This is a genomic window from uncultured Paraglaciecola sp. (assembly GCF_963977085.1).
In the GTDB taxonomy this organism is placed as follows: domain Bacteria; phylum Pseudomonadota; class Gammaproteobacteria; order Enterobacterales; family Alteromonadaceae; genus Paraglaciecola.
This window is the reverse complement of record NZ_CAXBNC010000005.1, coordinates 59,739-85,715: the sequence shown is the minus strand read 5'-3', so window position 1 is coordinate 85,715 and position 25,977 is coordinate 59,739. Positions and strand designations below refer to the sequence as shown.

The 25,977-nt window shown below is 41.0% G+C and carries 24 protein-coding genes; 16 read left to right on the top strand and 8 right to left on the bottom strand.

Going from position 1 to position 25,977, the window contains the following annotated elements; genetic code table 11:
• The first annotated feature begins 239 nt into the window (after window positions 1-239).
• The 14 genes from leuS (at window position 240) to lipA (ending at window position 14,196) form a co-directional block, all read left to right on the top strand.
• The gene (gene leuS, locus AAC000_RS07730) at window positions 240-2,843 is read left to right on the top strand and encodes a leucine--tRNA ligase (RefSeq protein ID WP_339721558.1); all 2,604 of its coding nucleotides are present in this window, start codon (window positions 240-242) and stop codon (window positions 2,841-2,843) included.
• 1 nt (window position 2,844) lies between these two features.
• Complete coding sequence (gene lptE / locus AAC000_RS07725; protein WP_339721557.1) at window positions 2,845-3,384, top strand: LPS assembly lipoprotein LptE; 540 nt, start codon at window positions 2,845-2,847, stop codon at window positions 3,382-3,384.
• The gene (gene holA / locus AAC000_RS07720; protein WP_339721556.1) at window positions 3,384-4,421 is read left to right on the top strand and encodes a DNA polymerase III subunit delta; all 1,038 of its coding nucleotides are present in this window, start codon (window positions 3,384-3,386) and stop codon (window positions 4,419-4,421) included. The genes lptE and holA overlap by 1 nt, the downstream gene beginning before the upstream one ends.
• A 7-nt stretch (window positions 4,422-4,428) precedes the next feature.
• Entirely contained in the window at window positions 4,429-5,100 is a 672-nt protein-coding gene (nadD, locus tag AAC000_RS07715; RefSeq protein WP_339721554.1) for a nicotinate-nucleotide adenylyltransferase, read from the top strand.
• Between the two features lie 47 nt (window positions 5,101-5,147).
• A complete protein-coding gene (rsfS, locus tag AAC000_RS07710; protein ID WP_339721552.1) occupies window positions 5,148-5,465 on the top strand; it encodes a ribosome silencing factor in 318 nt (105 codons plus the stop codon).
• 4 nt (window positions 5,466-5,469) lie between these two features.
• Window positions 5,470-5,940, top strand: coding sequence for a 23S rRNA (pseudouridine(1915)-N(3))-methyltransferase RlmH (rlmH, locus tag AAC000_RS07705; RefSeq protein ID WP_339721550.1), 471 nt, complete (start codon window positions 5,470-5,472; stop codon window positions 5,938-5,940).
• Between the two features lie 2 nt (window positions 5,941-5,942).
• On the top strand, window positions 5,943-7,886 hold the full coding sequence (gene mrdA / locus AAC000_RS07700; RefSeq protein WP_339721549.1) for a penicillin-binding protein 2: 1,944 nt from the start codon (window positions 5,943-5,945) through the stop codon (window positions 7,884-7,886).
• The gene (rodA, locus tag AAC000_RS07695; RefSeq protein ID WP_339721548.1) at window positions 7,886-9,004 is read left to right on the top strand and encodes a rod shape-determining protein RodA; all 1,119 of its coding nucleotides are present in this window, start codon (window positions 7,886-7,888) and stop codon (window positions 9,002-9,004) included. The genes mrdA and rodA overlap by 1 nt, the downstream gene beginning before the upstream one ends.
• 59 nt (window positions 9,005-9,063) lie before the next feature.
• A complete protein-coding gene (gene mltB, locus AAC000_RS07690; protein ID WP_339721547.1) occupies window positions 9,064-10,062 on the top strand; it encodes a lytic murein transglycosylase B in 999 nt (332 codons plus the stop codon).
• Between the two features lie 7 nt (window positions 10,063-10,069).
• On the top strand, window positions 10,070-10,879 hold the full coding sequence (locus AAC000_RS07685) for a septal ring lytic transglycosylase RlpA family protein (RefSeq protein WP_339721545.1): 810 nt from the start codon (window positions 10,070-10,072) through the stop codon (window positions 10,877-10,879).
• Between the two features lie 220 nt (window positions 10,880-11,099).
• Window positions 11,100-12,272, top strand: a complete 1,173-nt coding sequence (locus AAC000_RS07680) for a serine hydrolase (protein WP_339721543.1) — start codon at window positions 11,100-11,102, stop codon at window positions 12,270-12,272.
• A 38-nt stretch (window positions 12,273-12,310) separates the two neighbouring features.
• A complete protein-coding gene (gene ybeD, locus AAC000_RS07675) occupies window positions 12,311-12,574 on the top strand; it encodes a DUF493 family protein YbeD (RefSeq protein WP_339721541.1) in 264 nt (87 codons plus the stop codon).
• 19 nt (window positions 12,575-12,593) lie between these two features.
• Window positions 12,594-13,241 carry a lipoyl(octanoyl) transferase LipB gene (gene lipB / locus AAC000_RS07670; RefSeq protein ID WP_339721539.1) on the top strand — a complete coding sequence of 216 codons (648 nt, stop codon included), beginning with the start codon at window positions 12,594-12,596 and terminating at the stop codon, window positions 13,239-13,241.
• On the top strand, window positions 13,234-14,196 hold the full coding sequence (gene lipA / locus AAC000_RS07665) for a lipoyl synthase (RefSeq protein WP_339721537.1): 963 nt from the start codon (window positions 13,234-13,236) through the stop codon (window positions 14,194-14,196). The genes lipB and lipA overlap by 8 nt, the downstream gene beginning before the upstream one ends.
• 78 nt (window positions 14,197-14,274) lie before the next feature.
• On the opposite strand, the gene AAC000_RS07660 is transcribed toward lipA, so the two are convergent.
• Window positions 14,275-15,720, bottom strand: coding sequence for a phosphomannomutase CpsG (locus tag AAC000_RS07660; protein ID WP_339721536.1), 1,446 nt, complete (start codon window positions 15,718-15,720; stop codon window positions 14,275-14,277).
• 34 nt (window positions 15,721-15,754) lie between these two features.
• Entirely contained in the window at window positions 15,755-17,176 is a 1,422-nt protein-coding gene (locus AAC000_RS07655; protein WP_339721534.1) for a mannose-1-phosphate guanylyltransferase/mannose-6-phosphate isomerase, read from the bottom strand.
• Window positions 17,177-17,415: 239 nt separating this feature from the next.
• On the opposite strand from AAC000_RS07655, the gene tcdA reads away from it, so the two are divergent.
• The gene (gene tcdA / locus AAC000_RS07650; RefSeq protein WP_339721532.1) at window positions 17,416-18,225 is read left to right on the top strand and encodes a tRNA cyclic N6-threonylcarbamoyladenosine(37) synthase TcdA; all 810 of its coding nucleotides are present in this window, start codon (window positions 17,416-17,418) and stop codon (window positions 18,223-18,225) included.
• On the opposite strand, the gene AAC000_RS07645 is transcribed toward tcdA, so the two are convergent.
• Window positions 18,222-18,854: a hypothetical protein gene (locus AAC000_RS07645; protein WP_339721530.1), complete on the bottom strand. Its 633-nt coding sequence runs from the start codon at window positions 18,852-18,854 to the stop codon at window positions 18,222-18,224. The genes tcdA and AAC000_RS07645 overlap by 4 nt on opposite strands.
• 177 nt (window positions 18,855-19,031) lie before the next feature.
• On the opposite strand from AAC000_RS07645, the gene AAC000_RS07640 reads away from it, so the two are divergent.
• A complete protein-coding gene (locus AAC000_RS07640) occupies window positions 19,032-19,445 on the top strand; it encodes a hypothetical protein (RefSeq protein WP_339721528.1) in 414 nt (137 codons plus the stop codon).
• 16 nt (window positions 19,446-19,461) lie between these two features.
• On the opposite strand, the gene AAC000_RS07635 is transcribed toward AAC000_RS07640, so the two are convergent.
• From AAC000_RS07635 to AAC000_RS07615, 5 genes are all read right to left on the bottom strand, one after another.
• Window positions 19,462-19,962 carry a DUF2919 domain-containing protein gene (locus tag AAC000_RS07635; protein WP_339721527.1) on the bottom strand — a complete coding sequence of 167 codons (501 nt, stop codon included), beginning with the start codon at window positions 19,960-19,962 and terminating at the stop codon, window positions 19,462-19,464.
• 45 nt (window positions 19,963-20,007) lie between these two features.
• Window positions 20,008-21,804, bottom strand: a complete 1,797-nt coding sequence (locus AAC000_RS07630; RefSeq protein ID WP_339721526.1) for a GGDEF domain-containing protein — start codon at window positions 21,802-21,804, stop codon at window positions 20,008-20,010.
• A gap of 513 nt (window positions 21,805-22,317) precedes the next feature.
• The gene (ggt, locus tag AAC000_RS07625; protein WP_339721525.1) at window positions 22,318-24,027 is read right to left on the bottom strand and encodes a gamma-glutamyltransferase; all 1,710 of its coding nucleotides are present in this window, start codon (window positions 24,025-24,027) and stop codon (window positions 22,318-22,320) included.
• A gap of 20 nt (window positions 24,028-24,047) precedes the next feature.
• Complete coding sequence (locus AAC000_RS07620; RefSeq protein ID WP_339721524.1) at window positions 24,048-25,421, bottom strand: Na+/H+ antiporter NhaC family protein; 1,374 nt, start codon at window positions 25,419-25,421, stop codon at window positions 24,048-24,050.
• A gap of 64 nt (window positions 25,422-25,485) precedes the next feature.
• Window positions 25,486-25,935, bottom strand: coding sequence for an Lrp/AsnC family transcriptional regulator (locus AAC000_RS07615; protein WP_339721523.1), 450 nt, complete (start codon window positions 25,933-25,935; stop codon window positions 25,486-25,488).
• Between the last annotated feature and the right edge of the window lie 42 nt (window positions 25,936-25,977).

Genomic DNA, 25,977 nt, shown 5'->3' with positions numbered 1-25,977 from the left:
ATTTTTAATACAATTACAGCGAATAAGTGATTCACACCGTGGAAGATTTAAATCGTACAATTTTCGTTCATTTGGAAATAAATGAGTTAATACACTCAAAAACTTCAGATTAAGCGCGATAAATCACGCATTTACTATTGTTTGCATGGGATGCGCTAAGGTATTCTAACAAGCTAATTTTTATATCATTGTGTAAGGTCGTGTTGACCTTATCCCTCTAGTCACGGAAATCTTTGTTAATGGCCGAAAAACAATATCAACCTCAAGAAATAGAAAAAGAGGTTCAAGCCTATTGGGAAACTCAGCAAACCTTTAAAGCAACTGAAGATGCTGATAAAGAAAAGTTTTATTGTCTCTCTATGTTTCCATACCCTAGTGGCCGTTTGCACATGGGTCATGTTCGCAATTACACCATAGGCGATGTAATTAGCCGTTATCAAAGAATGTTAGGCAAAAACGTGCTGCAACCTATGGGTTGGGACGCTTTTGGTCTTCCAGCTGAAAACGCGGCAATCAACAACAACACAGCTCCGGCCAATTGGACCTACTCAAATATTGAGTATATGAAAACCCAATTAAAAACCTTAGGGTTTGGCTACGATTGGGATCGCGAAATTGCCACCTGTAAAAAAGACTATTACCGCTGGGAACAATGGTTTTTTACGCGTTTGTTCGAAAAAGGTTTAGTGTATAAAAAGAACGCCACTGTTAATTGGGATCCAGTTGATCATACGGTTCTGGCTAACGAACAAGTCATTGATGGTCGCGGCTGGCGCTCTGGTGCCTTAGTTGAACAAAAAGAGATCCCACAGTGGTTTGTAAAAATCACTGATTATGCGGAAGAACTGGTCAACGACTTAGAACAACTAGAAGAATGGCCAGAGCAAGTTCGCGCCATGCAGAAAAACTGGATTGGTCGTTCAGAAGGTGTAGAAATAACCTTTGAACTTGAACATAGAGTTGCAGAGCAAAGCAGTTTTGATGTGTATACCACACGCCCAGATACACTATTAGGTGTGACCTATGTAGCCGTTGCGGCTCAACACCCCATCGCATTAGAAGCCGCCGCAACTAACAGTGAGTTAGCTGAATTTATTGAAGAGTGTAAAACCACTAAAGTCGCAGAAGCCGACATGGCCACCATGGAAAAGAAAGGTTGTGCAACTGGTTATTACGCTATCCACCCTTTAACCGGCGACAAAGTACCAGTATGGGTAGCTAACTTTGTCTTGATGGGTTACGGATCAGGCGCAGTGATGGCGGTACCAGGCCACGATCAACGTGACTGGGAATTTGCCACTAAATACGGCCTTGACATAAAACAAGTTATTCAAGGTGACGCACAAAACACTATTGAGTGTGATTTAAGCCAAGCAGCCTTTACCGAAAAAGGGGTATTGGTTAACTCAGGTGAATTTGATGGGCTAACATCGCAGCAAGCCTTCGAACAAATTGCACAAGCCTTGAGTGAACAAGGCAAAGGTAAAAAGAAAGTCAATTACCGTTTACGAGATTGGGGAGTATCAAGGCAACGTTATTGGGGCAGCCCAATCCCAATGTTAAATTTAGAAAATGGTGAGTCGGTGCCTGTTCCTAGTGAACAATTACCCGTGGAATTACCAGAAGACGTAACGATGAACGGGGTCATTTCGCCCATAAAAGCCGACCCTGAATGGGCAAAAACAGACTATAACGGACAACCTGCATTACGTGAAACGGATACCTTTGATACTTTTATGGAATCTTCGTGGTATTACGCCCGTTATTGTAGCGCACAAAATGACCAAGCCATGTTGGATCCGGCACAAGCCAATTACTGGTTACCTGTTGACCAATATGTAGGTGGCATTGAACATGCCATATTACATTTATTGTACTCACGCTTTTTCCACAAATTAATGCGAGATGAAGGATTAGTACAATCTGATGAGCCGTACAAACGCTTGTTATGTCAAGGTATGGTGTTAGCCGATTCATTCTATCGTGAAGACCAAGCAGGTAAAAAGGTGTGGTACTCTCCTGCCGATGTCATCAGTGAAAAAGACGATAAAGGTAGGATTATAAAATCAGTACTTGAGTCTGACGGCAAAGACGTGATTCATCACGGCATGATCAAAATGTCCAAATCGAAAAATAACGGCATCGATCCGCAGCAAGTTATTGATTTGTATGGTGCTGATACCATTCGAGTTTTTACTATGTTTGCGGCTCCACCTGAACAAACTTTAGAGTGGATAGACTCAGGTGTGGAAGGGGCACATAGATTTGTAAAACGTCTTTGGACCTTAGTACAAGAACACATTGAAGCGGGTGAAATTGCCCCGCTAGATAAAACCAGTTTATCTAGCGAGCAGAAAAACCTTAGACGTTTGATCCACAAGACCATTGAAAAAGTCAGTGATGATATTGGTCGTCGTCAGACATTTAATACCGCTGTTGCCGCCACAATGGAATTACTCAACAACTTACAAAAAGCGGAAAAAACATCACCACAAGATTTGGCCATTATGCGTGAAGGTATTGATGCAATAGTATTGTTACTTGCACCTATCGCCCCACACATTTGTCATGTTATGTGGAGAGATTTAGGTCACAAAGATCAAGTTGAAACCGCACCATGGCCAATAGCTGAAGCAGACGCTATGGTTGAAGATGAAAAGCTGGTTGTAGTACAAGTCAACGGCAAAGTCAGGGCTAAAATGACTGTCTCTGCTGACGCCACTAAAGAGCAGGTTGAAGCCTTAGGATTGGCCGAACAAAATGTGCAACAACATATAGACGGCAAAACTATCCGAAAAGTGATTTACATTCCCGGTAAATTGCTCAACATAGTGGCAAATTAAGGTGTTAAAACCTCTAAGCTTAAAAATATGCATCCTCACTATTGTGTTAACAATAGTGGGATGTGGCTTTAAGCTACGTGGCGACTATGGGCTACCGGTGGGTATTGAACAACTGCAACTACTGGCATCGCAAAAAAACACTCCGCTGTATCGAATTTTGTGGAAACAACTGCAAGGGTTCAACATAGAGGTGTTAGATAACACCGCGAGTTCGAGCCAAATCGCCGCAAAAATTGACGCCATTGTTTATTTAACCTCAGACAAACTTGAAAGACGTTTATTATCATTGTTTTCAACGGGACAAGTGGCAGAATACGAATTGGTGTATACCATAAGGTATCAAATCCAATTTCCCGGTCAGGATGCCCAAGAAATCGAGTTTGATGTCACTAGGGAATACCAAGACGACCCAAATGCGGTATTAGCTAAGTCTCGAGAATTAGACTTAATTCAAAATGAAATGCGTCAAGAAGCAGCGAATCGCATCATTCGTCAGATTGCCAGTTCCCATAGTAGTTGGCAACAGACTGCAGGTGGCTAATGCAGGTTTATCCAAACCGATTTAATGTTGATGCTTCCTCAGAACTAAAACCTTTTTATCTGATTTTTGGTGATGAGCCACAACAAAAACTCGCCTCTATTGAGTTAATCAGAGTGGCTGCCTTAGCCCAAGGTTTTGATGAACGCCAATCTTTGGTTGCGGATCCACAATTTAGTTGGGACACCCTGATTGAAGCCACCCAAACCTTATCTTTGTTTTCTAGCAAACAAATTATCGAACTCGAATTACCAACAGGAAAACCTGGCGCTGAAGGTAGCAAAGTATTAACTGCCATAGCACAAAAGGTGAATCCCGATGTACTGATAGTGATACACGGCGGTAAAATTGGTAAAGATGTTCAAAACACCAAATGGTTTAAAGCTGTGGATAAACACGGCGTATATGTACCTTGTTATCCGCTGGAAGGTAATGCCTTATATCAATGGTTAAACAACCAAATGCGCCTTGCAGGCATGCAAGCCTCGCAACCCATTGTACAGTTGCTGGTCGACTATTGTGAAGGTAATTTACTTGCAGCCAAACAAGAAATTCAAAAGTTAATATTGCTCTACCCACAAGGCAATCCGAGCCTCGAACAGGTAGAAGAAGCGGTAGTGGATCAATCCAGATTCACTGTGTTTCATTTAATCGATGTGTTACTCAGCGGTGAGGCGCAAAAAGCGGTCAAAATGCTTTATCGCTTAGAAAGCGAAGGCGTTGAACCCAATATAATTGTCTGGGCATTGACACGGGAGTGGCAAACCCTGCAATCCCTATTATTTGATCGCCAACAAGGCAAATCAATTAACTGGAATCAACACCGCATTTGGAAAAGTAGGCAGTCCTTCTATCAATCGGCATTGCAACGTTTATCTCTAGAACATATGCGCGACTTGCAGCAAAAACTAACTGAATTCGATAACGCCATTAAACAATCCCAAGTGGTTCGTCCTTATGTGGAATTATGCCATTTATGTCTACTTTTTATCCCCTGTTCACTTAATAACCTGCCTTTAGATTATGGCATTTTAGACTAGGGCTGTTATGCAACTCGCTCCTCCCTTAGGTATTTTAGGTGGTACTTTTGACCCCATTCACAATGGGCATATATTACCCGTGCTAGAGGGCGCAAATAAAGCCAATATCAAAAAAGTAGCGTTAATGCCTTGTTATATACCAAGCCATAAAGATCCTGCCACAGCATCGAGTAACGACAGGCTAAAGATGGTAGAACTGGTTTGTGCTGAGCATCCATTATTTTATGCTGACGCAAGAGACATTCATCGCCAAAAGCCTACCTTTAGCGTCGACTCTTTAACTGAAATGCGCCAAGCAATGCCCACTACCCCCCTGTGTTTTTTCATAGGTACAGACTCGTTACAAAATTTGTTTACATGGCACAACTGGGAAAAACTGTTTTCTCTATGTCATTTTGTAGTATGCACAAGAGAAGGTGATTCGGTAACAAACCTAAAAGGGCGTTCTGAGAATCTGCAAGCACTGCTAAACAAAAGGCAAATTATTGATCCAATGGCTCTGCATAATAGTCTCGCAGGGCATATTTACCTTGCCAATACGCAAACTTTTACGGTGTCATCCACTGAAATCAGAAAGCAACTTCTTAATAATCAGTCGGTTAAAGATTTTTTACCGCCTCAAATAATAGATTATATTCATCAGCATAAGCTCTATCAGCCTAGTGCTGATTTCTGTTAAACTATGGCAAATTCATATCGTATAAATTTCAACCAAAAGGAAAACCTTTGGATCACCAACAATTAAAAGCGTTTGTAATAGAAAAAGTCGAAGACTTAAAAGGTCGTGACATTATTGATTTAGATGTTGCAGAAAAATCTTCGGTTACCGAAACCATGCTAATTTGCTCAGGTAACTCTAAACGTCATGTTATTTCAATTGCCGAAAATGTGGTAGTTGAAGCCAAACAAGCAGGTAACGCACCTTTGAGTATTGAAGGACGTGAAACTGGAGATTGGGTGCTAGTTGACTTAGGCGACGTGGTCTTGCATGTGATGCAAGAGGAAGCCCGAGATTTCTATCAGCTGGAAAAGCTCTGGGGCTAAACCAGTGCGTATTCAAATGATTGCAGTGGGCATGAAAATGCCCAAATGGGTTGAGCAGGGTTTTTCAGAATATTGCAGACGTTTTCCTGCCGATATGCCTTTACAGCTAACTGAAATCAATGCGGGTAAACGTGGCAAAAATGCCGATATTAAACGTATCTTACAAAAAGAAGGTGAATTGACTCTAGCTGCCATTCCTAAAGGCAATAGAGTAGTAACCTTAGAAGTAACAGGCGCACCTTGGGACACACCTAAATTAGCGAAAACCATGGAAGCTTGGCTGATGGACGGCAGAGACGTCAGCTTGTTAATTGGCGGCCCAGAAGGTTTAGCACCTGAATGTATAAAAATTGCGGAACAAAAGTGGTCATTATCGAGTCTTACACTACCACATCCATTAGTACGCATAATTGTAGCAGAGAGCCTTTATCGGGCTTGGTCAATTAATAATAATCATCCTTACCATAGAGAATAAATTTGCCAACTCCGCGTATCCTCATAAAAGACCATTCAGCGGAAGCCAACCTTTTTGCAAGGCGCACTTTTATTGGGCTGTTAGTGGTATTTTTAATGATCGCCATGGTATTGACCAATTTATATTATTTGCAAGTCAGTCGCTTCGAAGATTATCAAACACGGGCAAACGGTAACCGCATAAAAGTTTTACCTGTAGCACCGAATCGTGGATTAATTTACGACAGAAATGGCATATTGTTAGCAGAAAATCGCCCGGTTTTCAGTTTACAAATTATTCCAGAAGAAATTGATGACTTAGAAGTCACCATCAACGAACTCAGCCATTTATTAGAAATTGATGAAGAAGATGTCAGTGACTTTTATAAAGACTTAAAAGGTAATAGACGTTTTAAGCCTGTTAATTTAGTCAACCGTTTAACGCCTAAAGAAGTCGCGCTATTTTCTGCTAAACAACATAAGTATCCAGGTGTGTCTGTCGAAGCGAGGTTGGCACGCTATTACCCCTATGGCAGTGCGCTGACTCATGTATTAGGTTATGTTGCCAAGATAAATAAAAAAGACTTACAGAAACTCAGTGAAGCAGGGGTTGAAGCCAACTACGCGGCCACCTATGACATTGGTAAAAGGGGCATAGAAAAATACCATGAAGAGAAGCTACACGGCGCGGTAGGTTTTCAAGAAGTAGAAGTGAATAATCAGGGTAGAATTATTCGTATATTAAACTTCAGCCCACCCACTCCTGGTCAAGATATAGTCCTAAATATAGACATGAACTTGCAACTTGAAGCTGAAAAGGCTTTCAATGGTAAAAAAGGAACGGTAGTCGCCATCGATCCTAATGACGGTGGTGTACTCGCCTTATATAGCAGTCCAAGCTACGATCCCAACCTATTTGTGCATGGTATCAGCAGTAAGAATTATAAAAAACTACTCACCTCTGACCGGCCTTTATTTAACCGTGCCACTCAGGGGCAATACCCTCCTGCGTCAACAATTAAACCTCTTTTGGCATTAGCTGGACTTGAAGAGAAAGTAATTACACCCGAAAGCCGAGTTTATGACGTGGGTAAATACCAGTTAAAAAATGTTGAACGTATATGGCGAGATCATAATCCATGGGGTCATGGATGGGTGGATGTCACAAAGGCGATTGAAGTATCCTGTGATATTTTTTTCTATGACATGGCCTATAAACTAGGCATAGATCGTATCAGTGAAAGCATGAACGAATTTGGCTTTGGTGACTATACAGGTATTGACTTGCATGAAGAAGCGGATGGCATTATGCCCAGCAGAGGCATAGTGAAAGCCTTGTTTAATCGCCCTTGGTACATAGGTGATACTATCAACATTGGCATTGGACAAAGTTACTGGACTGCAACACCTGTTCAGCTGGCCCAAGCAGTGGTTACTTTAGTCAATAAAGGTAAACGAATTATCCCGCAAATTATTCGAGGTAATATGCAAAATGACGCCATAGTATTACAAGGCATAAGAGAGAGGCGCCCTATTGCTATTAAAGACGAATACAACTGGGATATTGTATTAGATGCCATGTACGGTACCGTCAATCGAAAAGGCTCTGCCCGTGCAGCATTCAAAGGTGCGCATTACATATCAGCAGGAAAAACCGGTACTGCGCAATTAGTGACTATCGCACAAGACGAAAAATATGATGCTGAAAAGCTCTCCAAGAAAAACCGCGATAATGCGATGTATGTAGGATATGCTCCCTATGACAAGCCGCAAATTGCTGTCACAGTTGTATTAGAAAATGCAGGCCATGGCGGTGCAGAGGCGGCACCTATCGCCCGCAAAATGATGGATAATTATTTTAGAGATCAAACGTTTCCACCACATGAAGTGATTGAACATTTTGGCCAAACACCACAGAGTACCGAGCTCACTCAAACCGAACTTAAACCTGAGGTGGAACAACCTTGATGCTAAGAACTAAACTGGCGCCTAACAGCCGCTCTTTTTGGGATCGGATACATTGTGATGGTTTGTTATTATTAGGCTTATTAGTGCTAATGGCAGTGGGACTCGTGACTATTTATTCTGCCGGAGGCCAAGATTTAGCCCTCATTCAAAGACAATTAACACGCCTTGCACTGGCTTTGGGCGTTATGTTAGTGGTGGCACAAATCCCTCCCATGGCCTATCAAAAATTGTCGGTTTATTTTTACGTCATTGGCGTGGCAATGTTAGTTGCTGTATTAGTAATAGGCGTGTCCAGTAAAGGAGCACAGCGCTGGTTAGATTTAGGCGTATTTCGCTTTCAGCCTTCTGAAATAATGAAACTAGCCGTACCTATGATGGTAGCTTGGTATATCAGTCGATTTAATTTGCCACCAAAAACGTGGCATATACTCGTTGGTTTTGTATTAGTCGCCATACCCACCTTGTTAATTGCTCGTCAGCCAGACTTAGGCACCTCGCTACTCATCGCAAGCTCAGGTGTGTTTGCTCTGTTTCTAGCGGGCATGAGCTGGCGCTTTATCTCTTTTGTAGCGGTAGCGGCCTCAGCTTTTACACCTATTATGTGGATTTTTTTGATGAAGGATTATCAAAAACAACGAGTACTCACCTTTCTTAATCCAGAAAGTGATCCCCTAGGCTCGGGTTATCATATTATTCAGTCACAAATTGCTATTGGCTCAGGCGGATCCCAAGGCAAAGGTTGGTTGCAAGGCACACAATCACAACTCGAGTTTTTACCCGAACGTCACACCGATTTTATCTTTGCTGTGTTCAGCGAAGAATTTGGTTTTTGGGGTGTGGTCGCATTGTTGTCAATCTACGCCTTTATTGTTATTCGAGGCATGTTGATAGCGGTAAAAGCGCAAGATGCATTTAGTAAAATTTTAGCCGGTAGCATTACCCTTACTTTTTTTGTTTATGTATTTGTGAATATGGGCATGGTCTCTGGTATTTTACCTGTGGTGGGTGTGCCTTTACCCTTAGTCAGTTACGGGGGAACCTCAATGGTGACTCTGTTGGCTGGTTTTGGCATTTTGATGGCAATAAGCACTCAAAAAAGAATCATGTCCCGAGAATAATGGGGTTTGCTGTCCCTAGATACTGAGTTAAGTAAAAACTTAACTTACAAGGAGAAACCATGCAGTTGTTTAGATCATTTTTAGTATTGAGCTTGTGTATTAGCGGCTTTAGCGCTCACGCGACCCCTTTGGGATTGCAACAGCAATTTATAGATTTAATGGTCGAAAAACATCAATTTGATCGAGAAGTGATTGAGTCAACTTTAGCAAAAGCCAACAAAAATGAAGCCATACTTAAGTCCATTTCCAAGCCTTGGGAAGCGAAACCATGGCACCAATATTACCCGATATTTTTAACCGAAAAACGTTTAACCAAAGGTATAGAATTCTGGCAAACTCACCAAAAAACCTTAGCTCGCGCTGAACAGGAAAGTGGTGTACCAGCAGAAATTATCGTTGCCATCATAGGTGTTGAAACGTTTTATGGTACTTATATTGGCAAATACTCAGTTCTCGATGCACTGGTGACCTTAGGATTTCATTATCCGCCGCGAGCAAAGTTTTTTCGCAGTGAATTAGAACAATTATTTTTATTAGCCCAAGAAGAAAAGTTTGAGATCACCGAGCTTAAAGGGTCTTATGCTGGGGCTATGGGTTGGGGCCAATTTATCTCCTCTAGTTATCGTCATTATGGGGTAGATTTTGATGGCGACGGTATCAGGGACCTTTTAAACAATCCTGAGGACGCCATTGGCAGTGTTGCGAATTATTTTAAAAAACATCATTGGAAAGCTGATTCCGATATTGCTTTTAAAGCACAAGTTAGTGGCACTGAACATACAAAATTGCTGTCAAAATCTTTGAAATACTCCCATCAGTGGGCGCAATTGCAACAAGCTGGGGTCAGTATTGATGAACCCTACTTGAGCGAAGATATGAAGGTTAAGCTGTTCGAATTTTCACAACCAAACAAAAAAGAATATTGGGTAGGCTTACCAAATTTTTACGTGATCACTCGCTACAATCACAGTCCCTTATACGCCATGGCAGTATTTCAATTTAGCCAACAACTTAAAGAAGGTTTTAACACAGCAATAACAGCGAAAGTGGGCAATTAGTGCTGCCATGATAAATTCCGCTCGTTATCTTAGTTTAGCCATTATATTCCTTACTTTAGTGGGGTGTGCGCCCAAAGGTCGTTATTATCAGCATCAAGACTCGGCACCTAAAGTGGTGCCGAGCAAAGTTACAAGCCATGATGCCGTTGCTAAATACGAGTCTTACGCAAAAGCCAACATGCGTCCTTATATCGTTAGAGGAATACGATACCAACCACTCAGCACAGGCAAAGGTTTCAGTGATAAAGGTCACGCCAGTTGGTATGGACAGAAGTTTCATGGTCACCAGACCGCTAACGGTGAAATTTACGATATGTACCAAATGTCAGGCGCACACAAAACCTTGCCATTACCCTCTTTTGTACGTGTCACTAACTTAAAAAATGGCAAACAAGTTGTCGTTAGAGTGAACGACAGAGGACCTTTTCACAGAGGTCGAGTAATAGACTTATCATACGCTGCAGCATTAAAGCTTGATATGTTAAAGACAGGGGTGGCAGAGGTAAAAATCGACGTCGTCCATGTAGATCAGACGGGAAATATCACAGTAGGTCGTAATCCAATCATCCAAGATGCCCCTAATACAAATGACCAACGGCTGTTTATTCAAGTGGCGGCCTTACAAAACAAAACCCAAATAGATAAATTGGCCAAAACTTTAACCTCTTTGTATCAACGCCCACACAAAACCAGACTCGAAAAAGGCATTTATAAATTACACCTTGGACCTCTATCAAACGAGTTTGAAGCAGATAAATTGCTCAACGTGCTTAAAAGTAACGACTACCCAGGTGCCTATAAAGTTTACGCTGATTAAAGCCTCTTCATGGATAAACTTAAACTTTTTGTATAAATTTAAGTCTCACATCATTGAAGCTGACAAAAATCTCCATATTATTGAGGATTAGTTAGTAGTAGAGCAGCAATTTAACACGCAAAGTGCTATATTGCTGGGCAAAATTTGAGGTCATAAATTATGTCGAATAAGGCGTAACTAAGACATCTATTCTTACAACATTTTCAAAAACGGTAGTTTAATGCTTAAACCAAAAACGTATTTCGGATCTCTCATAAACAGCTTAGTCCTGTGTATATGCACTTTTTCAGTTTCTGCTGCTGTGGTAATCCCACCTGCGCCAAGTGTCGCAGCCAAAGGTTTCATATTAATGGACTTCCAAACCGGTAATGTCATCGCAGAGCAAAACGCCGACATTCAGATACCGCCTGCAAGCTTGACGAAAATGATGACAAGTTATGTGATTGGCATAGAGCTCGCCAACGGTAATATCAAAGAAACCGATATGGTCACTATTTCTGAAAATGCGTGGGCCAAAAATTTTCCAGACTCTTCAAAAATGTTTATTGAAGTAGGCAAAAAGATATCCGTTGCTGATCTAAATCGCGGTATTATTGTGCAATCAGGTAACGATGCGTGTGTCGCAATGGCAGAACATATAGCAGGTAGCGAAGATGCCTTTGCTAGTATGATGAATATGCATGCATCTAAACTCGGCATGACCTCAACTTATTTTGTGAATAGTCATGGCTTACATGATGCTCAGCACTACACCACACCTAGAGACATGGCAATTTTGTCAGCGGCACTGATACGTGACGTTCCACAAGAATATGCCATTTATGCTGAAAAAGAATTTACCTTCAACGATATTAAACAATATAACCGTAATGGCTTATTGTGGGATAAAAGCCTGAATGTTGATGGGATAAAAACCGGCCATACTTCGGATGCGGGTTATAGCTTGATTACTTCTGCTTACCAAGGTGATATGCGTTTAATATCAGTTGTAATGGGTACAGACAGTGAACGGGCTCGTAAAGTTGAAAACAAAAAGTTACTGAAATACGGTTTCCGCTTTTTTGAAACTATCACGCCTTATAAAGCCGGAGATAGTTTTGTGTCCCATCGTATTTTTATGGGTGACAAAGAAACTGTCGACCTTGGTATTTTACAAGATACCCCAATTAATATTCCTCGAGGCCAAAGTAAAAATTTGAAAGCTAACTTTAAGTTAGATAAGAACTTACAAGCCCCCCTTTCCAAAGGTGAAGTTGTTGGCAAACTCTACTTGCAAATTGAAGGCGAGGATATTGCTGAATATCCCTTGGTTGCTTTACAGGAAGTAAAAGAAGGTGGTTTCATCGACCGCATGGTTGATTTTGTCAAATTACAACTTGGCTTTGACAGTTAATTAATACACTGCCCTTTTATTCAATATTCGAGAGAGAGATGGATACACAATTTGATCAACTGCTGGACTTCCCGTGCCAGCAAACCTTTAAAATCATGGGGATAGCCCATGAACGATTACCAGAAGATGTCATTTCTTGTCTACAAGCCCATGCACCTGGTGACTATATGCCTAAGGTAAAACCCAGTTCGAAAGGCACTTATCACTCCATTTCACTGAGTGTTACCGTGACCAGCAAAGAACACATGGAAACCCTTTATGTTGAACTAGCAAAATTAGAGCTAGTGAAAGTGGTACTGTAGAAAGCATTTGCCTCATATAATGTCACCTACATTAATCGTCAGGCAATTAGGCCTTCAGGAATACTTGCCTACTTGGCAAGCAATGCAAGACTTCACCAATAGTAGAGACGCTGCCACAGCCGACGAATTGTGGTTAGTGGAGCATCCAGCGGTCTTCACTCAAGGACAAGCGGGTAAAGAAGAACATTTGCTTATGCCCGGCGATATTCCGGTGGTCAAAGTGGATAGAGGTGGTCAAGTCACCTACCATGGACCCGGACAACAAATGTTGTACGTTTTGCTAAACCTTAAACGTAATCAACTAGGTGTAAGAGACTTAGTCACTGCACTGGAAGAGTCTGTGGTTAACACACTTAAAGAATATTCAATAAGTGCCTACCCTAAAGCAGATGCCCCAGGTGTATATGTTAATGGTAAAAAAGTGTGTTCTATTGGTTTAAGAATTCGCAAAGGTTGTTCTTTTCATGGACTGGCCTTAAACGTCAATATGGATTTAAGCCCCTTTAAACGCATAAATCCCTGTGGTTATGCCGGCCTGGAAATGGTAGATTGCGCACAACTTAACGGTCCTGATTCGCTTGATGCAGCAGGCACTAAACTGATTGAAAATTTATCTGCCTTATTAGGCATAAAAAATCCAGAATACAGAGAAGGCTTCAATGACTAACGCACGCCCGCAGGCCGGAGTAAAACTTCGGGATGACGAAAAAGTTAAACATATTCCTATCACAATAATGCCTACTGAAAAGGCAGAGATGTTGCGTAAACCTGAGTGGATCAAAATAAAGCTGCCACGTAACACAGATAAAATTGATCATATCAAAAAGACTTTGCGCAAAAACAATTTACATTCTGTGTGTGAAGAAGCCAGTTGCCCTAACCTAGCCGAATGTTTTAATCATGGCACTGCAACCTTTATGATTTTGGGTGATATCTGTACCCGTCGTTGCCCATTTTGTGATGTGGCTCACGGTAAACCTTTACCACCAAGTGCAGAAGAGCCAATCAAGTTAGCGAAAACGATAGCCGAAATGAAGTTAAAGTATGTGGTGATCACATCAGTAGATCGTGACGATTTGCGCGACGGTGGCGCTCAGCACTTTGTTGATTGTATTAGCGCTATCCGCGAACACAGCCCTGCCACCAAAATTGAAGTTTTAGTGCCCGATTTCAGAGGTCGTATGGACAGAGCCCTTGAAATACTCAAGCAAAGCCCACCCGATGTGTTTAATCACAACCTTGAAACCATTCCACGTTTATACCGAGAATGCCGCCCCGGGGCGAATTATCAATGGTCACTAGACCTATTGAAAAAATTCAAACTGCAACATCCGGATATTCCTACCAAATCAGGCTTAATGATGGGTATGGGCGAAGACAAACACGAAATAACCGAGGTATTAAAAGATTTACGCTCACACGATGTGGAAATGCTGACCCTAGGCCAATATTTACAGCCCAGTAAACACCACTTCCCATTAAAGCGTTATGTACACCCAGACGAGTTTAACGAGCTAGGTGATGTTGCAAAAGAATTAGGCTTCAGTCACGCAGCTTCTGGCCCAATGGTGCGATCCAGTTACCATGCAGATAAACAAGCTGCGGGTGAGGAAGTGAAATAAGTTTTGTTTAGCCTAGTGTAAAACAGACATTAAAAAGCCCAGTCAATTAGCTGGGCTTTTAGTTTTTAGAATGATGATTTACTTCAACAAGGCCAACAACTCAGCTGTTTTTTCTTGCATCAATGCAATATCGCCCCTAGATTCAACATTAAGTCTCACAACAGGCTCAGTATTAGACTTACGTAAATTAAAGCGCCAATTGCCAAACTCTAAACCAATACCATCGGTGTAATCCACCACTGTGGCACTTGCTTCATATTTATCCAGTACGGCCTTTATAGAGGCGTCTGGATCAGCCAATGTACTGTTGATTTCACCTGAAGATGGAAAAGCCGCAATGCGTTCTTTCACTAACTGCGACAAAGGTTTTTGCGTGGTGCATAACAATTCTGCCACTAAAAGCCATGGGATCATGCCCGAATCACAATAAGCAAAGTCACGGAAATAATGATGCGCACTCATTTCGCCGCCATAGATCGCATCATCAGCGCGCATACGCTCTTTGATAAAGGCATGGCCAGTTTTGCTTTTGATAGGCACCCCACCAGCAGATAACACAATATCTTCGGTATTCCAGTAAACTCTTGGGTCATAAATGATCTTAGAGCCTGGTTTTTTATCCAAAAAGGCTTTCGCTAACAAACCAACAATATAATAACCTTCAACAAAATCGCCTTTCTCATCGAATAAGAAACAGCGGTCGAAATCACCATCCCAAGCAATCCCCATATCGGCATTATTCTCGATAACGGCATTGGCTGTATCTGCCCTACTCTCTGGCAATAATGGATTAGGAATCCCATTTGGGAATGAACCATCGGGCTTATGATGCACTTTAATAAACTCTACAGGCACTTTGACCGCTTCTAACGCACTTTGTATCGCATCTAATGCGTCACCTGCCGCACCATTACCAGCATTAACAACCAACTTTAAAGGAGTGATGTTATCAGTCTCAATATACGACAACATATGGTCCACATACGCCTGCATATTATCCAAAACACTATATTGTGATGTGGACGTGAGTTTATCCACTGCCACTGAGGCTTCGCCTTGAATAAAGGCTTGTTCAGTTACCAAACCATTAGAATAAAACTCAAGTCTTGCTTGAACATCGTCATCTGCGTATGTTTCGGCCAAATCACGAATTGCAAACAAGCCAGTATCGCCACTGACAGGTTTTGAGTCAGTTTTAACTAACTTCATGCCATTATAATCAATAGGGTTGTGACTGGCAGTCACTTCAATACCACCATCAACCTTGAGATGTTTAGTGGCAAAATAAATCTCTTCAGTGCCTGTCATCCCTAAATCTGTGACTGTTGCTCCACCATCAATCAAACCTGCCGACAATGCTAATTTCAGTGGCTTGGAAGTTAATCTTACGTCACCACCCACCACAACCGTTTTAGCCTGCATAAATTCTGCAAAAGCACGGCCAATACGATAGGCTACTTTTTCATCAAGCTGCGCCACTAACTTGCCACGTATGTCATAGGCTTTAAAACATGTAATCTTCATAAAATCTCTTATTTAGCGAGGAGTATCAGTAAGCCTACTTGGCTTCAACACGACCATATCGGTCAGAAAAGCGCACAATATCATCTTCACCTAAATAGGTGCCAGATTGCACTTCGATAAGTTCTAGCGGAATACGACCAGGATTTTCCAATGCATGCACAACACCAATTGGAATATAAGTTGATTGATTCTCGGACAACAATAAGGTCTGGTCACCATTAGTGACTTTTGCAGTACCTGAAACAACTATCCAATGCTCAGCTCTGTGATGATGCATTTGCACTGAGAGTTTTTCGCCAGGTTTTACCGTGATACGTTTTACTTGGAATCTTTCGCCGTTATCAATAGAATCATAACTGCCCCAAGGTCTAAACACTTCGCGATGGAATTCCCATTCTGGGCGCTGTTCTGTCTTAAGTTGATTCACCACATTTTTGATGTCTTGCACTTTATCTTTGTGTGCGACCAATACTGCATCTTTAGTTTCTACCACCACTATATTGTCTAAGCCCACCACTGATATCAGCCGTTGTTCAGAGTTGATATAACTATTGGTTACACCATCAAGAATAGCGTCGCCTATGACTACATTGTTTTGGGTATCCTTTTGCTTAGCTGTTTCCCATAATGAAGACCAACTGCCCACATCACTCCAACCAGCATCGAGAGGCACCACACAAGCCGAGTCGGTTTTTTCCATCACGGCATAATCGATAGAATCATCAGGACAAGTCACAAAAACGTCGGCATCAACTCGCACAAATTCTAAATCGGCAGATTCAGTTGCGATTGCCTTCTTACAAATCTCCAACATCTCAGGTGCGTATTTTTCTAACTCTTGCAAGTAACGACTGGCTTTAAACATAAACATGCCGCTGTTCCAGTAAAATTCTCCTGAATCAACATATTGTTGTGCCGTGGCTAAATCTGGCTTTTCAACGAAGCTAGCCACATCGAAACCCACATCTACATTGCTAACCTTGTCGCCACGTTTGATGTATCCATAACCCGTATGCGCTGAATCTGGCACTATGCCAAAAGTGACTAATTTACCTTGTTTAGCTAACACTTCTGCCTGTGAGATGGCTTTATGAAATTCAGGCGCGTCATTGATTAAATGGTCGGCAGCTAAAATAAGTAAAACCGGATCTTCACCATTTAAAGAAGCATGTAATGCTGCTAAAGCAATTGCCGGCGCGGTATTACGACCCATGGGTTCGAGTAAAATACCACCATGCTGGATATCTTGTTGACGAAGTTGCTCTGCGACTAAAAATCGATGGGCATCATTACAAATTACTATGGGTTGGTCCGCTTCCGTGCCGGCTAGTCTGACAATAGTGTCTTGCAACATAGTCAGATCACTTGTCAAACTTAGAAACTGCTTAGGTAACGCAGCTCTTGATTTTGGCCATAAACGACTTCCACTTCCTCCAGCTAAAACAACAGGTTTCATCACACCTTCCTTTTTGATTATTTTTATTTCACAAAACAACGTTGTTGTTGCTAAATTATCTTCATGAATAGTATTAAAGCTTGGCGGCTTATTCAATCAAGAACAGCAAACAAGGTAACTTTATTGGCAATTTAATAAAAAAAGGATACCTCTAAAAAGTTAACAGACTCTAATGGAGTTATATGCCACGCCACTGATACAATACCCTTCAGTATAAAATGTATTAGAAATGTGAGTTTATGGATCAGCAGCAAGTATCTGAGCAACGATTTGGTGGCACCCAACGCCTATATGGATTATCAGGAACCGATATTTTACGGCAATCCCATGTGTGTGTTGTTGGTATTGGTGGCGTAGGTTCGTGGGTTGCTGAAAGTTTAGCCAGAACGGCAGTTGGTAAAATCACTTTAATTGACCTAGATGACATCTGCGTAACCAACACCAACAGACAAATCCATGCACTTCAGGACACTGTTGGTGAAGCAAAGGTAGAAGCGATGGCGAAACGAATTTCACAGATTAATCCCAGCTGTGATGTTTCCATAATTGAAGACTTTGTGACCCCCGACAATGTCTCAGACCTGATCAATAATGCCTTTGATTATGTAGTAGACGCGACCGACAGCATCAAAGCAAAAGCCGCCATGGTAGCCCATTGCAAGCGTAATAAAATCCCCATCATTACCATAGGTGGAGCGGGAGGACAGATCGACCCCACTCAAGTCGCCGTCTCTGATTTGAGTAAAACCATTCAAGATCCTCTAGCAGCAAAATTACGTTCAGAACTACGTAGATTCTATCACTTCAGTACCAACCCCAAACGTCGTTTTGGCATTGATTGTGTATTTTCAACTGAACAACTTCGTTACCCGCAGCCAGATGGCAGTGTGTGTATGAACAAAACACTCACAGATGGCAGTGTTAAGTTAGATTGCAACAATGGTTTTGGCGCTGCAGTAGCTGTTACAGCCACATTTGGTTTTGTTGCATCAGCAAGGGTGATAGACAAGTTGATTAGTAAACATTCTCAAAGTAATCAAACACGCTAACTCGTGGTTCGATACTTTTTGTAGTCCAAAAACAAAGCGACAGCTAACCAAGTGCTCACCGCTATGGCTAAAAACCAAGTGTTTTCTGCTAACTGCATGACTTGTTCACTTAATACTGAAGTGCCCCAAATGAGCAGCAAATAATAGGGTAAGTTAAGGAACCCGGCCCAGAATATCACTTTGGGGGATTGCCGGTTTGCCCCTTGAGCAAACATAAAAAATGCCAAAGAATTGATGTGAATCATCGCCACTAACAAACTTTTCACTGATAACTTTGGCTGTCTTTTTTTTACCTCACCGAAATTTCTACCTAAAAAATAATTAATACTCGAACCTAAGGTTGCTGCAACTACCATGGCTAGTGTTAAAAACACTATAGCCTGCGGTTCGGGTTTATTTAAGACAACCAACACCACGGCAAAAAACTGTCCTGGGAAATAAAAGCCAACGTAGACAATAGATTCCAACAAAATGATTAATAGAATCAGTAGATAAAAATACCCCTCAAAATTCGACTCTAAACTCTGCAACTGTTCTAAACCAGAAGGGATCACCTCATAACTGACTAACGCTGATAATACACACAGCGCTATGAGCGCTGATAAGGGTAAAACAAATGAATACTTCAAAAATATCAACACCTATCTTAATGGTTATTATTATATACGGATTTAAACGCCAACAGATCATCCACTCACAAACCGTTTATGTAAATCAAGAATCACTTTACACAAATTACATTTCTAATCGACAAACTAGTCAATAAGCAACACAATAGTCACATAAAAAGCAGACAGAGATAAACTATGCAAATGACATCAGCAGAACTCACAGATTTAATGATAGATAGCGCACAAAATGCAGTTACCACCACAGAAGAAGAATTTAATCTTACCTTGGATGGCTCTGATGAAAGTATCGATTTAGTGGATGATGTTATTTTAAGCTGGTTGGGGCGCTATAAAGATCAAGCATTAGAAGCAAACGCCGTCTTTACCATTTGTAATATTTACGGGGCTTACGTTGGTGAAATTTTCCGCAATAAGATCGGTGGAAACTGGACTTATGACGAATCCGATCCAGACGCACCTTACGTGGTACTAAACTATGCGGGCGCCACTTATGCATTTGCAGGTATTTGTTACCAAAGATTGGTTAACGATAGCCAAATCAGTGTAAGGAGTTATTTCGACCAAGCTCTGGCAAACAATTTACAATAACCCAGTTTCCCCTTGCTTAAACAATTGGTTTTGCAGTTGCAGTGTTTGGTATCGTTTTTTTCCAGTCCTTGAGCATCAGCTGGGTATGTTTGTCTCTTAACAAAAAAAACAATAATAACGAATCAAGTATCAATGTAACGGCAATGACCCATGAAAATTGCCAATGTTTCGTGGTTGCCAGCACTATATGTAACGCTAAATCCGCTAAAACAGAAAATATCAATAACGGCTTAATATATGAAAACATCCAACACCTATCTGCTTTCCAAATTTTTTCTCTAAAGCCTAAAAGCAACAATGTTAAAAAAGCCGGGATCGCAATAGCGAGACTAATATAGAGATAGTGTTTGTTCGAATAAAACAATGCCAACAATTGTTCGGCATTATCGCGAACCGTAACTGAACCAATTAATACCAGCAAACTTCTGCATAAAAATCCAATACAAATATAGAGCGTGACAGCTGGTTTTACTCTGCCAGCTTCATCGTAATATTTTAGGGGCAGTAATATTTTCATTGAAAATGTTTGGTTAACTTATAGATAGTAAGAAAAGAAAATTGCTTATGCCTTACGCAAAACACTACGAATTTCAGCTAACACTTCATCGGCATCGGATAGACTGGTAACTGAGCTATATATGTGCATATTAACGCAAACATTCACCTTTTCGCCACTTCCAACTTTAAAGGTGATGTCGGTTAAAACATTTTGAACTCTTGAAAATAACTCTTCGGCAATCACGTCTTCAATATTCACTAAACACACAATAAACTGGTCGGCCCCAACCCGTCCAACTATGTCTTTTTCTCTGGTGACCTGTTTTAGAGATTCCGCAACTTGTTTTAGAGCCAATTCACCGGCCTTGTAACCATACTTTGCGTTAACAGCAGTAAAGTTACTGACATCCACTAGGGCTAGAGCGTTAACTTTGTCATCTATAGGTGCCTTTACTTTTTTAATTTTTGCCAAAACTGAATGTTCATTTGCCAGTCCCGTGAGTGGATCAGCGGCTAATTTGCGCAGATAGTTTCTACCTAAGGTTAAATAACCTAAACCAATTAAGCCCAAAAGAATCAATAACACCAACAATATAATCTGTAAGCGTTGCTCTTGTGCTTTGGCCAAGTTCAATTCTAGACCACTAATTTCATTGTGTAGGTTAGCTACCCCCAAAACACGGGCAGAGGTTTGTTGATTTTTAATCTTTTCTAGTGCGATGGCCGAGTAATTATCAAAACTCCTTTTTGCCGCTTCAACGTCTCCCAAAAACAAGTGCGCTTTTACTAAAAAACCTGTGTAATAAATATGCTTAGATAGCCTGGAGGGCATAGCAAGATTAGCATCACTCTGTTTTTCTAAAAAATCGCTAACACAAGTCCTGTCTTTATCATGTAAACAAAGCGCAGCAACATACCACTCGTATAACATACGCATAGTTTGATCAGAAATTTGTTCAAGGAAAACATCCCAACTCCGCAAACTTTTGCGTAACGCCTCATAGTCTTCGGTGCGGTAAGCTTGACGACTTTGGGCAAAATGGTACCAACTATTGGTTAAGGGAGTATTCACTTTTAAGTTGCGCCTACCCAACTCTTCAATCATCAGGTTCGCTTTCTCATAATCACCACTTCCGGTATAAGCAGTAATAAGACTGATCAACGGAGCCAGTTGGTTTTTCTCTTCATAGACATTTAAACCAATTTCATAGGTTTTTTCGTACTGCTCAGCTGCAAGTGCGCGCTGACCAATAGAGCCATACAGCAAGCCAATATTATTATGAATGTGCGCTAAAGATTCTAAATCCGAGCCATCAGAATAAGATTTAAGCAACGCAAACAAACGCCCTAGCTTAATTCCAATATCTTGCTTATCTTGATCGCAAACTGTAATGAGGCCAAGTTGCGAACTTAAATGGATATCATTAAATTTACCTTTAGACAATTGTTCTGATTGGCGATAATAATCACATTTTTGGGGCTTATCCTGCACATCAAAAATAAACCCTAAATGATACTGAACACTGGCATAACTCTGAGAATTCTCATTCATAGCGGGGGCTAACAACAGCTTTTCAAGCATCACTTGTGCTTCGTCATACTTACCCACACATGTTAACCATTGCGCCTTATGGATTTTTAACTTAACAAGCTGTAACGGTAAAACACTGGACCGCTTAATATATTCATCCACTTGTGGCATATATTTATCATCGGGACAGTTATAGGGCGCAACGTGAATACTTTGAATAAAATCGTCTACTTTGTCAGCCAAAACACTTTGTGAATAGGTAACAAAAAACAAGCCCAGAAAAGAGACTTTAAAAATAACAGGGAAAGAAAATCTTTGCATATGCGTCATAGGCGCTAACCTTAATTGTTACTACTGTTTTTTTCCAGTTCAATTCTCTGTAAAACACACATAAAGGCAATTTTTATACAGCAAATGTAAGAATCTGAAAAGTTACCGCGGCAAACTATGACTGGATAATTTTGTAATTAACATCTGGCAATCATCTGTAGTTTTGTCTATTGAACACTGTAATTTTTTATCATTAGGTTCAACCACATTGGCACTCGTTACTATATTTTTTGAATACGCAATTTGGCCAAATTCGCAACATGATAAAATAAAAAACGCAATCCAAAATAACTTCTTGTTAGACATGCCCTACTCCTTGTTGATAAATACACTATTAATATTTTATCTCTCTAGAGCAAAACTAAAGCCAAAATTTTTAATCAATATTTTCAATAAGTTACGATGTAGGTTGCTATGGTCATTTAAGAAAAGCGCCAATTAGTGTGTCATTTAACTAAATTTTGCGTTTTCGCAAAAATCTAGATAAACGAACTAAGAAGCGCCCTTTTGCAGTTAAAACACGATAGATTTTCCCCGTCCATTAGCTTCAGAAGCGGCTTCAATTTTACCGTCTTTATTTAACACAACATGCATATCTCCAAAACGGCGATTACTCATGGTGTAGCCCATCTTTTCTAATTCACTGATCACGGCAGGATCTATTCCATCATGGTAACGAATAACATCTTTTGGCAATAGTTGATGATGGAACCTAGGCTGGTTTACTACGTCTTCAGCGCTCATGGAAAATTCTAATGCATTTAGAATAGACAAATAAACCGAACTGATAATAGTGGTACCGCCTGGCGAGCCTGTTACAAAAACCACTTCACCGTCTTTTAACACCATACTCGGCGTCATAGAAGACAACATACGTTTTTTAGGTTGGATTTCGTTGGCTTCACCACCTACAGCACCAAACACATTGGCCACGCCAGGTTTTGAACTAAAGTCATCCATTTCATCGTTCAATAAAAACCCTGCACCTTCGACCACCACACTGCTGCCGTATCCAAGATTAATAGTGGTGGTATTCGATACAGCATTTCCCCACTTATCCATCACTGAAAAATGTGTGGTTTCTTCGCTTTCTTTTAATCCCGGTTTAACTGATTCAGTGACTGAAATTTTGTCCATCATAACTGACTGACTGCGCCTTGTTAGATAGTCATCCGCAATTAAGCTTGCCATTGGCACTTCAATAAAATCGGGATCGCCAAGATATTCTGCTCGGTCCGCAAACACTCGTTTACCAATTTCCGCTAATAAATGTAGGTAAGCCGCAGAGTTATGGGTCAGTTTTTGTTGCTCTCGCGTCAACAGATCGTACATTTTCAACCATTGAATAATAGCGATGCCTCCCGAACTTGGTGGTGGGGATGTAAGCAACTGATATTCACGCCATTGTGCATCCAAAGGCTGGCGAGACTTAGCTTCATAAGACAATAAATCTTGCTCAGTCACTAAGCCCTTTTCTTGACGCATAAAATCACTGATGATTTGCGCTGTTTGGCCTTTATAAAAACCGTCTCGTCCTTGATCTCGAATACGTTTTAAGGTCTCTGCCAACTCTAATTGCTGAAAGATCTCATCTGCTTTTGCGGCGGCGAAATACTCTTTGAAGTTCAAATCAAAACCGCGTTTTTCCAATCTAGCAATATGCCTTTCAATTGATGACGCTAGTTTGGGATGCACCTTAAATCCCTGCTCTGCCAAAGTGACTGCCGGCTGTACTAATTCTTTCCAAGGTAAACTGCCATGCTTTTCATGGGCTAACCACATACCAGCTACTGTGCCTGGCACGCCAGATGACAAAATACCTATTACGGATTGATAAGGAATAACATCACCGTTTTCATCCAAATACATATCTCTATGTGCAGACAAAGGGGCTTGTTCGCGGTAATCGATAAAATCACTTTTTTTATCTTTGTATACCAACATAAACCCGCCGCCTCCAATATTGCCAGCTTCGGGTAGGGTTACTGCTAAAACAAATTGCGCTGCAATGGCGGCATCGACGGCATTGCCTCCCTTTTGTAAAACATCTCTAGCTACGTCTGCACTGTAGCTATCAGGCATAGCCACAGCTGCTTGCTTTTCTGGTGCTGCAGCTGTGAGTTGCTTTTGTTCAACCTGACCCGTACACGCCAAAAGACACATACTAATTAACGAGAGAAAGACCAACCCCCAGCTTTTATTTCTTATTGTTCTTATAGGCATCAATATTTTCTCCTTCATATTTAAATCATTATTAGACTAGCAATAAAATATCCAACAAACGCTAACACACCACCAAACAGCGCATAAGGCATTTGAGTACGTACATGTGTCAATAAATCGCAACCTGATGCAATAGAAGAGACAGCTGTGGTGTCAGAAATAGGCGAACAGTGATCACCAAACACTCCCCCACCTAAAATAGCGGCTATCACCAATGAGGGTGGCAATCCAATGGTTTGAATTAGTGGAACCCCAATTGGAATAAGTATCGCAAAGGTGCCCCAAGACGTGCCTGTACTAAATGACATCATTGCCCCTGCCAAAAACAGCACGGGTACAATTAAACTAATAGGCAAATAGTCACCTACCATGCCAGCAACAAATAACCCGGTGCCAAGTTCTTTTAAACTTGCTCCTAGGGTCAATGAAAACAACACTATAGTCACCAAAGGCAGTATTTCACCCATACCTTTGAAGCCAGTATCGACCAACTCTTTATGGGAAAACTGTTTCGAAGTTAACATTAAAACATAGGCAACAAAACAGGCAAAAAGCGTGGCATACAGAACCGATTTACTACCATTTCCGCTGGCTAAGTCACCGTTTCCGGTCCACAACATAAAGCCAACCATAGATAAAATCATACTTGCCAAAGGCAGCAACATAAAACGCGCTTTAGAGGCAGGAACCGCAACCTGCTCCCCTTCCATAGTGGCGAGTTCTTGCTCAGCGTCTTTCATTGGCCCATGAACTTTGTCAGCCAATATTGTATATAACACTATTACTAGGGCAATAATGGCATAAAAATTAAGAGGGATAGTCCCCCATAAAATAGACACTGCGCTTTGTTCAAATTCGTAGTTACTCAACAGAGCCAGAATAAATGCGCCCCAACCATTGAGCAAAATAAGAATACAAATAGGCGCGCTAGTGCTATCGATAACGTAAGCCAACCTAGCGCGACTCATTTTAAATTTATCAAATAACCCCCGAGCCAAAATACCTGAGGCTAATACACTGAGATTTGATTCAATGAACACCACAATGCCTGTAAACATTGTCAGTAAACCAACCTGCTTTTTACTTTTTGCCACCCCTTTGTTGATTAGCATTTCCACTGTGGCGGTGACGCCACCTGAGTAACGCATGTAAGCTAATAAAGCTCCAATCAAAAGACTAAACAGCAATATACGACTATTACCCGCCGAAACCACGATTTCAACCACTCGCTCGATTGAGCCTATAGTGCCGGTAAATAATACTTCAGTTTTATTTTGATAGGCGAGCAACCACTCAGCAGACAAAATTGCAGCAATTAATGCCAAAATAACTTCTTTGCGCCAAAACACGATAATGATGGCAATAACGGGGGGGAGTATGGAATACCAATGCATAAACAAACCTTATTTTGATGACACTTTTTTTATTTAGATGGAGCTGCAGGACTATCAGTCAGTCTTAAACAGGCAGTGCGGTAGTATATTTAATTTGTTCCATGGCGAAACTCGATGTCACGTCCGACAAATCAATTCCGTCTACCAGTCTCTTATAAAATACATCAAAGGCTTGCATGTCTGCTACTACTACTTTGAGCATATAGTCATATTCACCGCTCATTCGATAAAATTCGACTATTTGTTCGATATTTATGGCGTGTTCCGCAAACTTTTTTAGCCAAACAGAATTATGCTTCGATGCCTTTACTTGTACAAAAACGGTCATGCCTAGGCCAATTTTTTCGGGATTCAGTAGTGCAACCCGTTTGTCTATGATGCCTTGTTTTTCCAAAGACTGAATTCTGCGCCAACAAGGCGTAGTGCTTAAACCTATTTGTTCAGCAATATCTGCTACGGATTGTGTAGCGTCTTTTTGCAACAACCGTAGTATTTCACAATCTAATCTGTCCATAATTTTAAATATCACCCCAAAAGCACTAAATAGAATATTTTT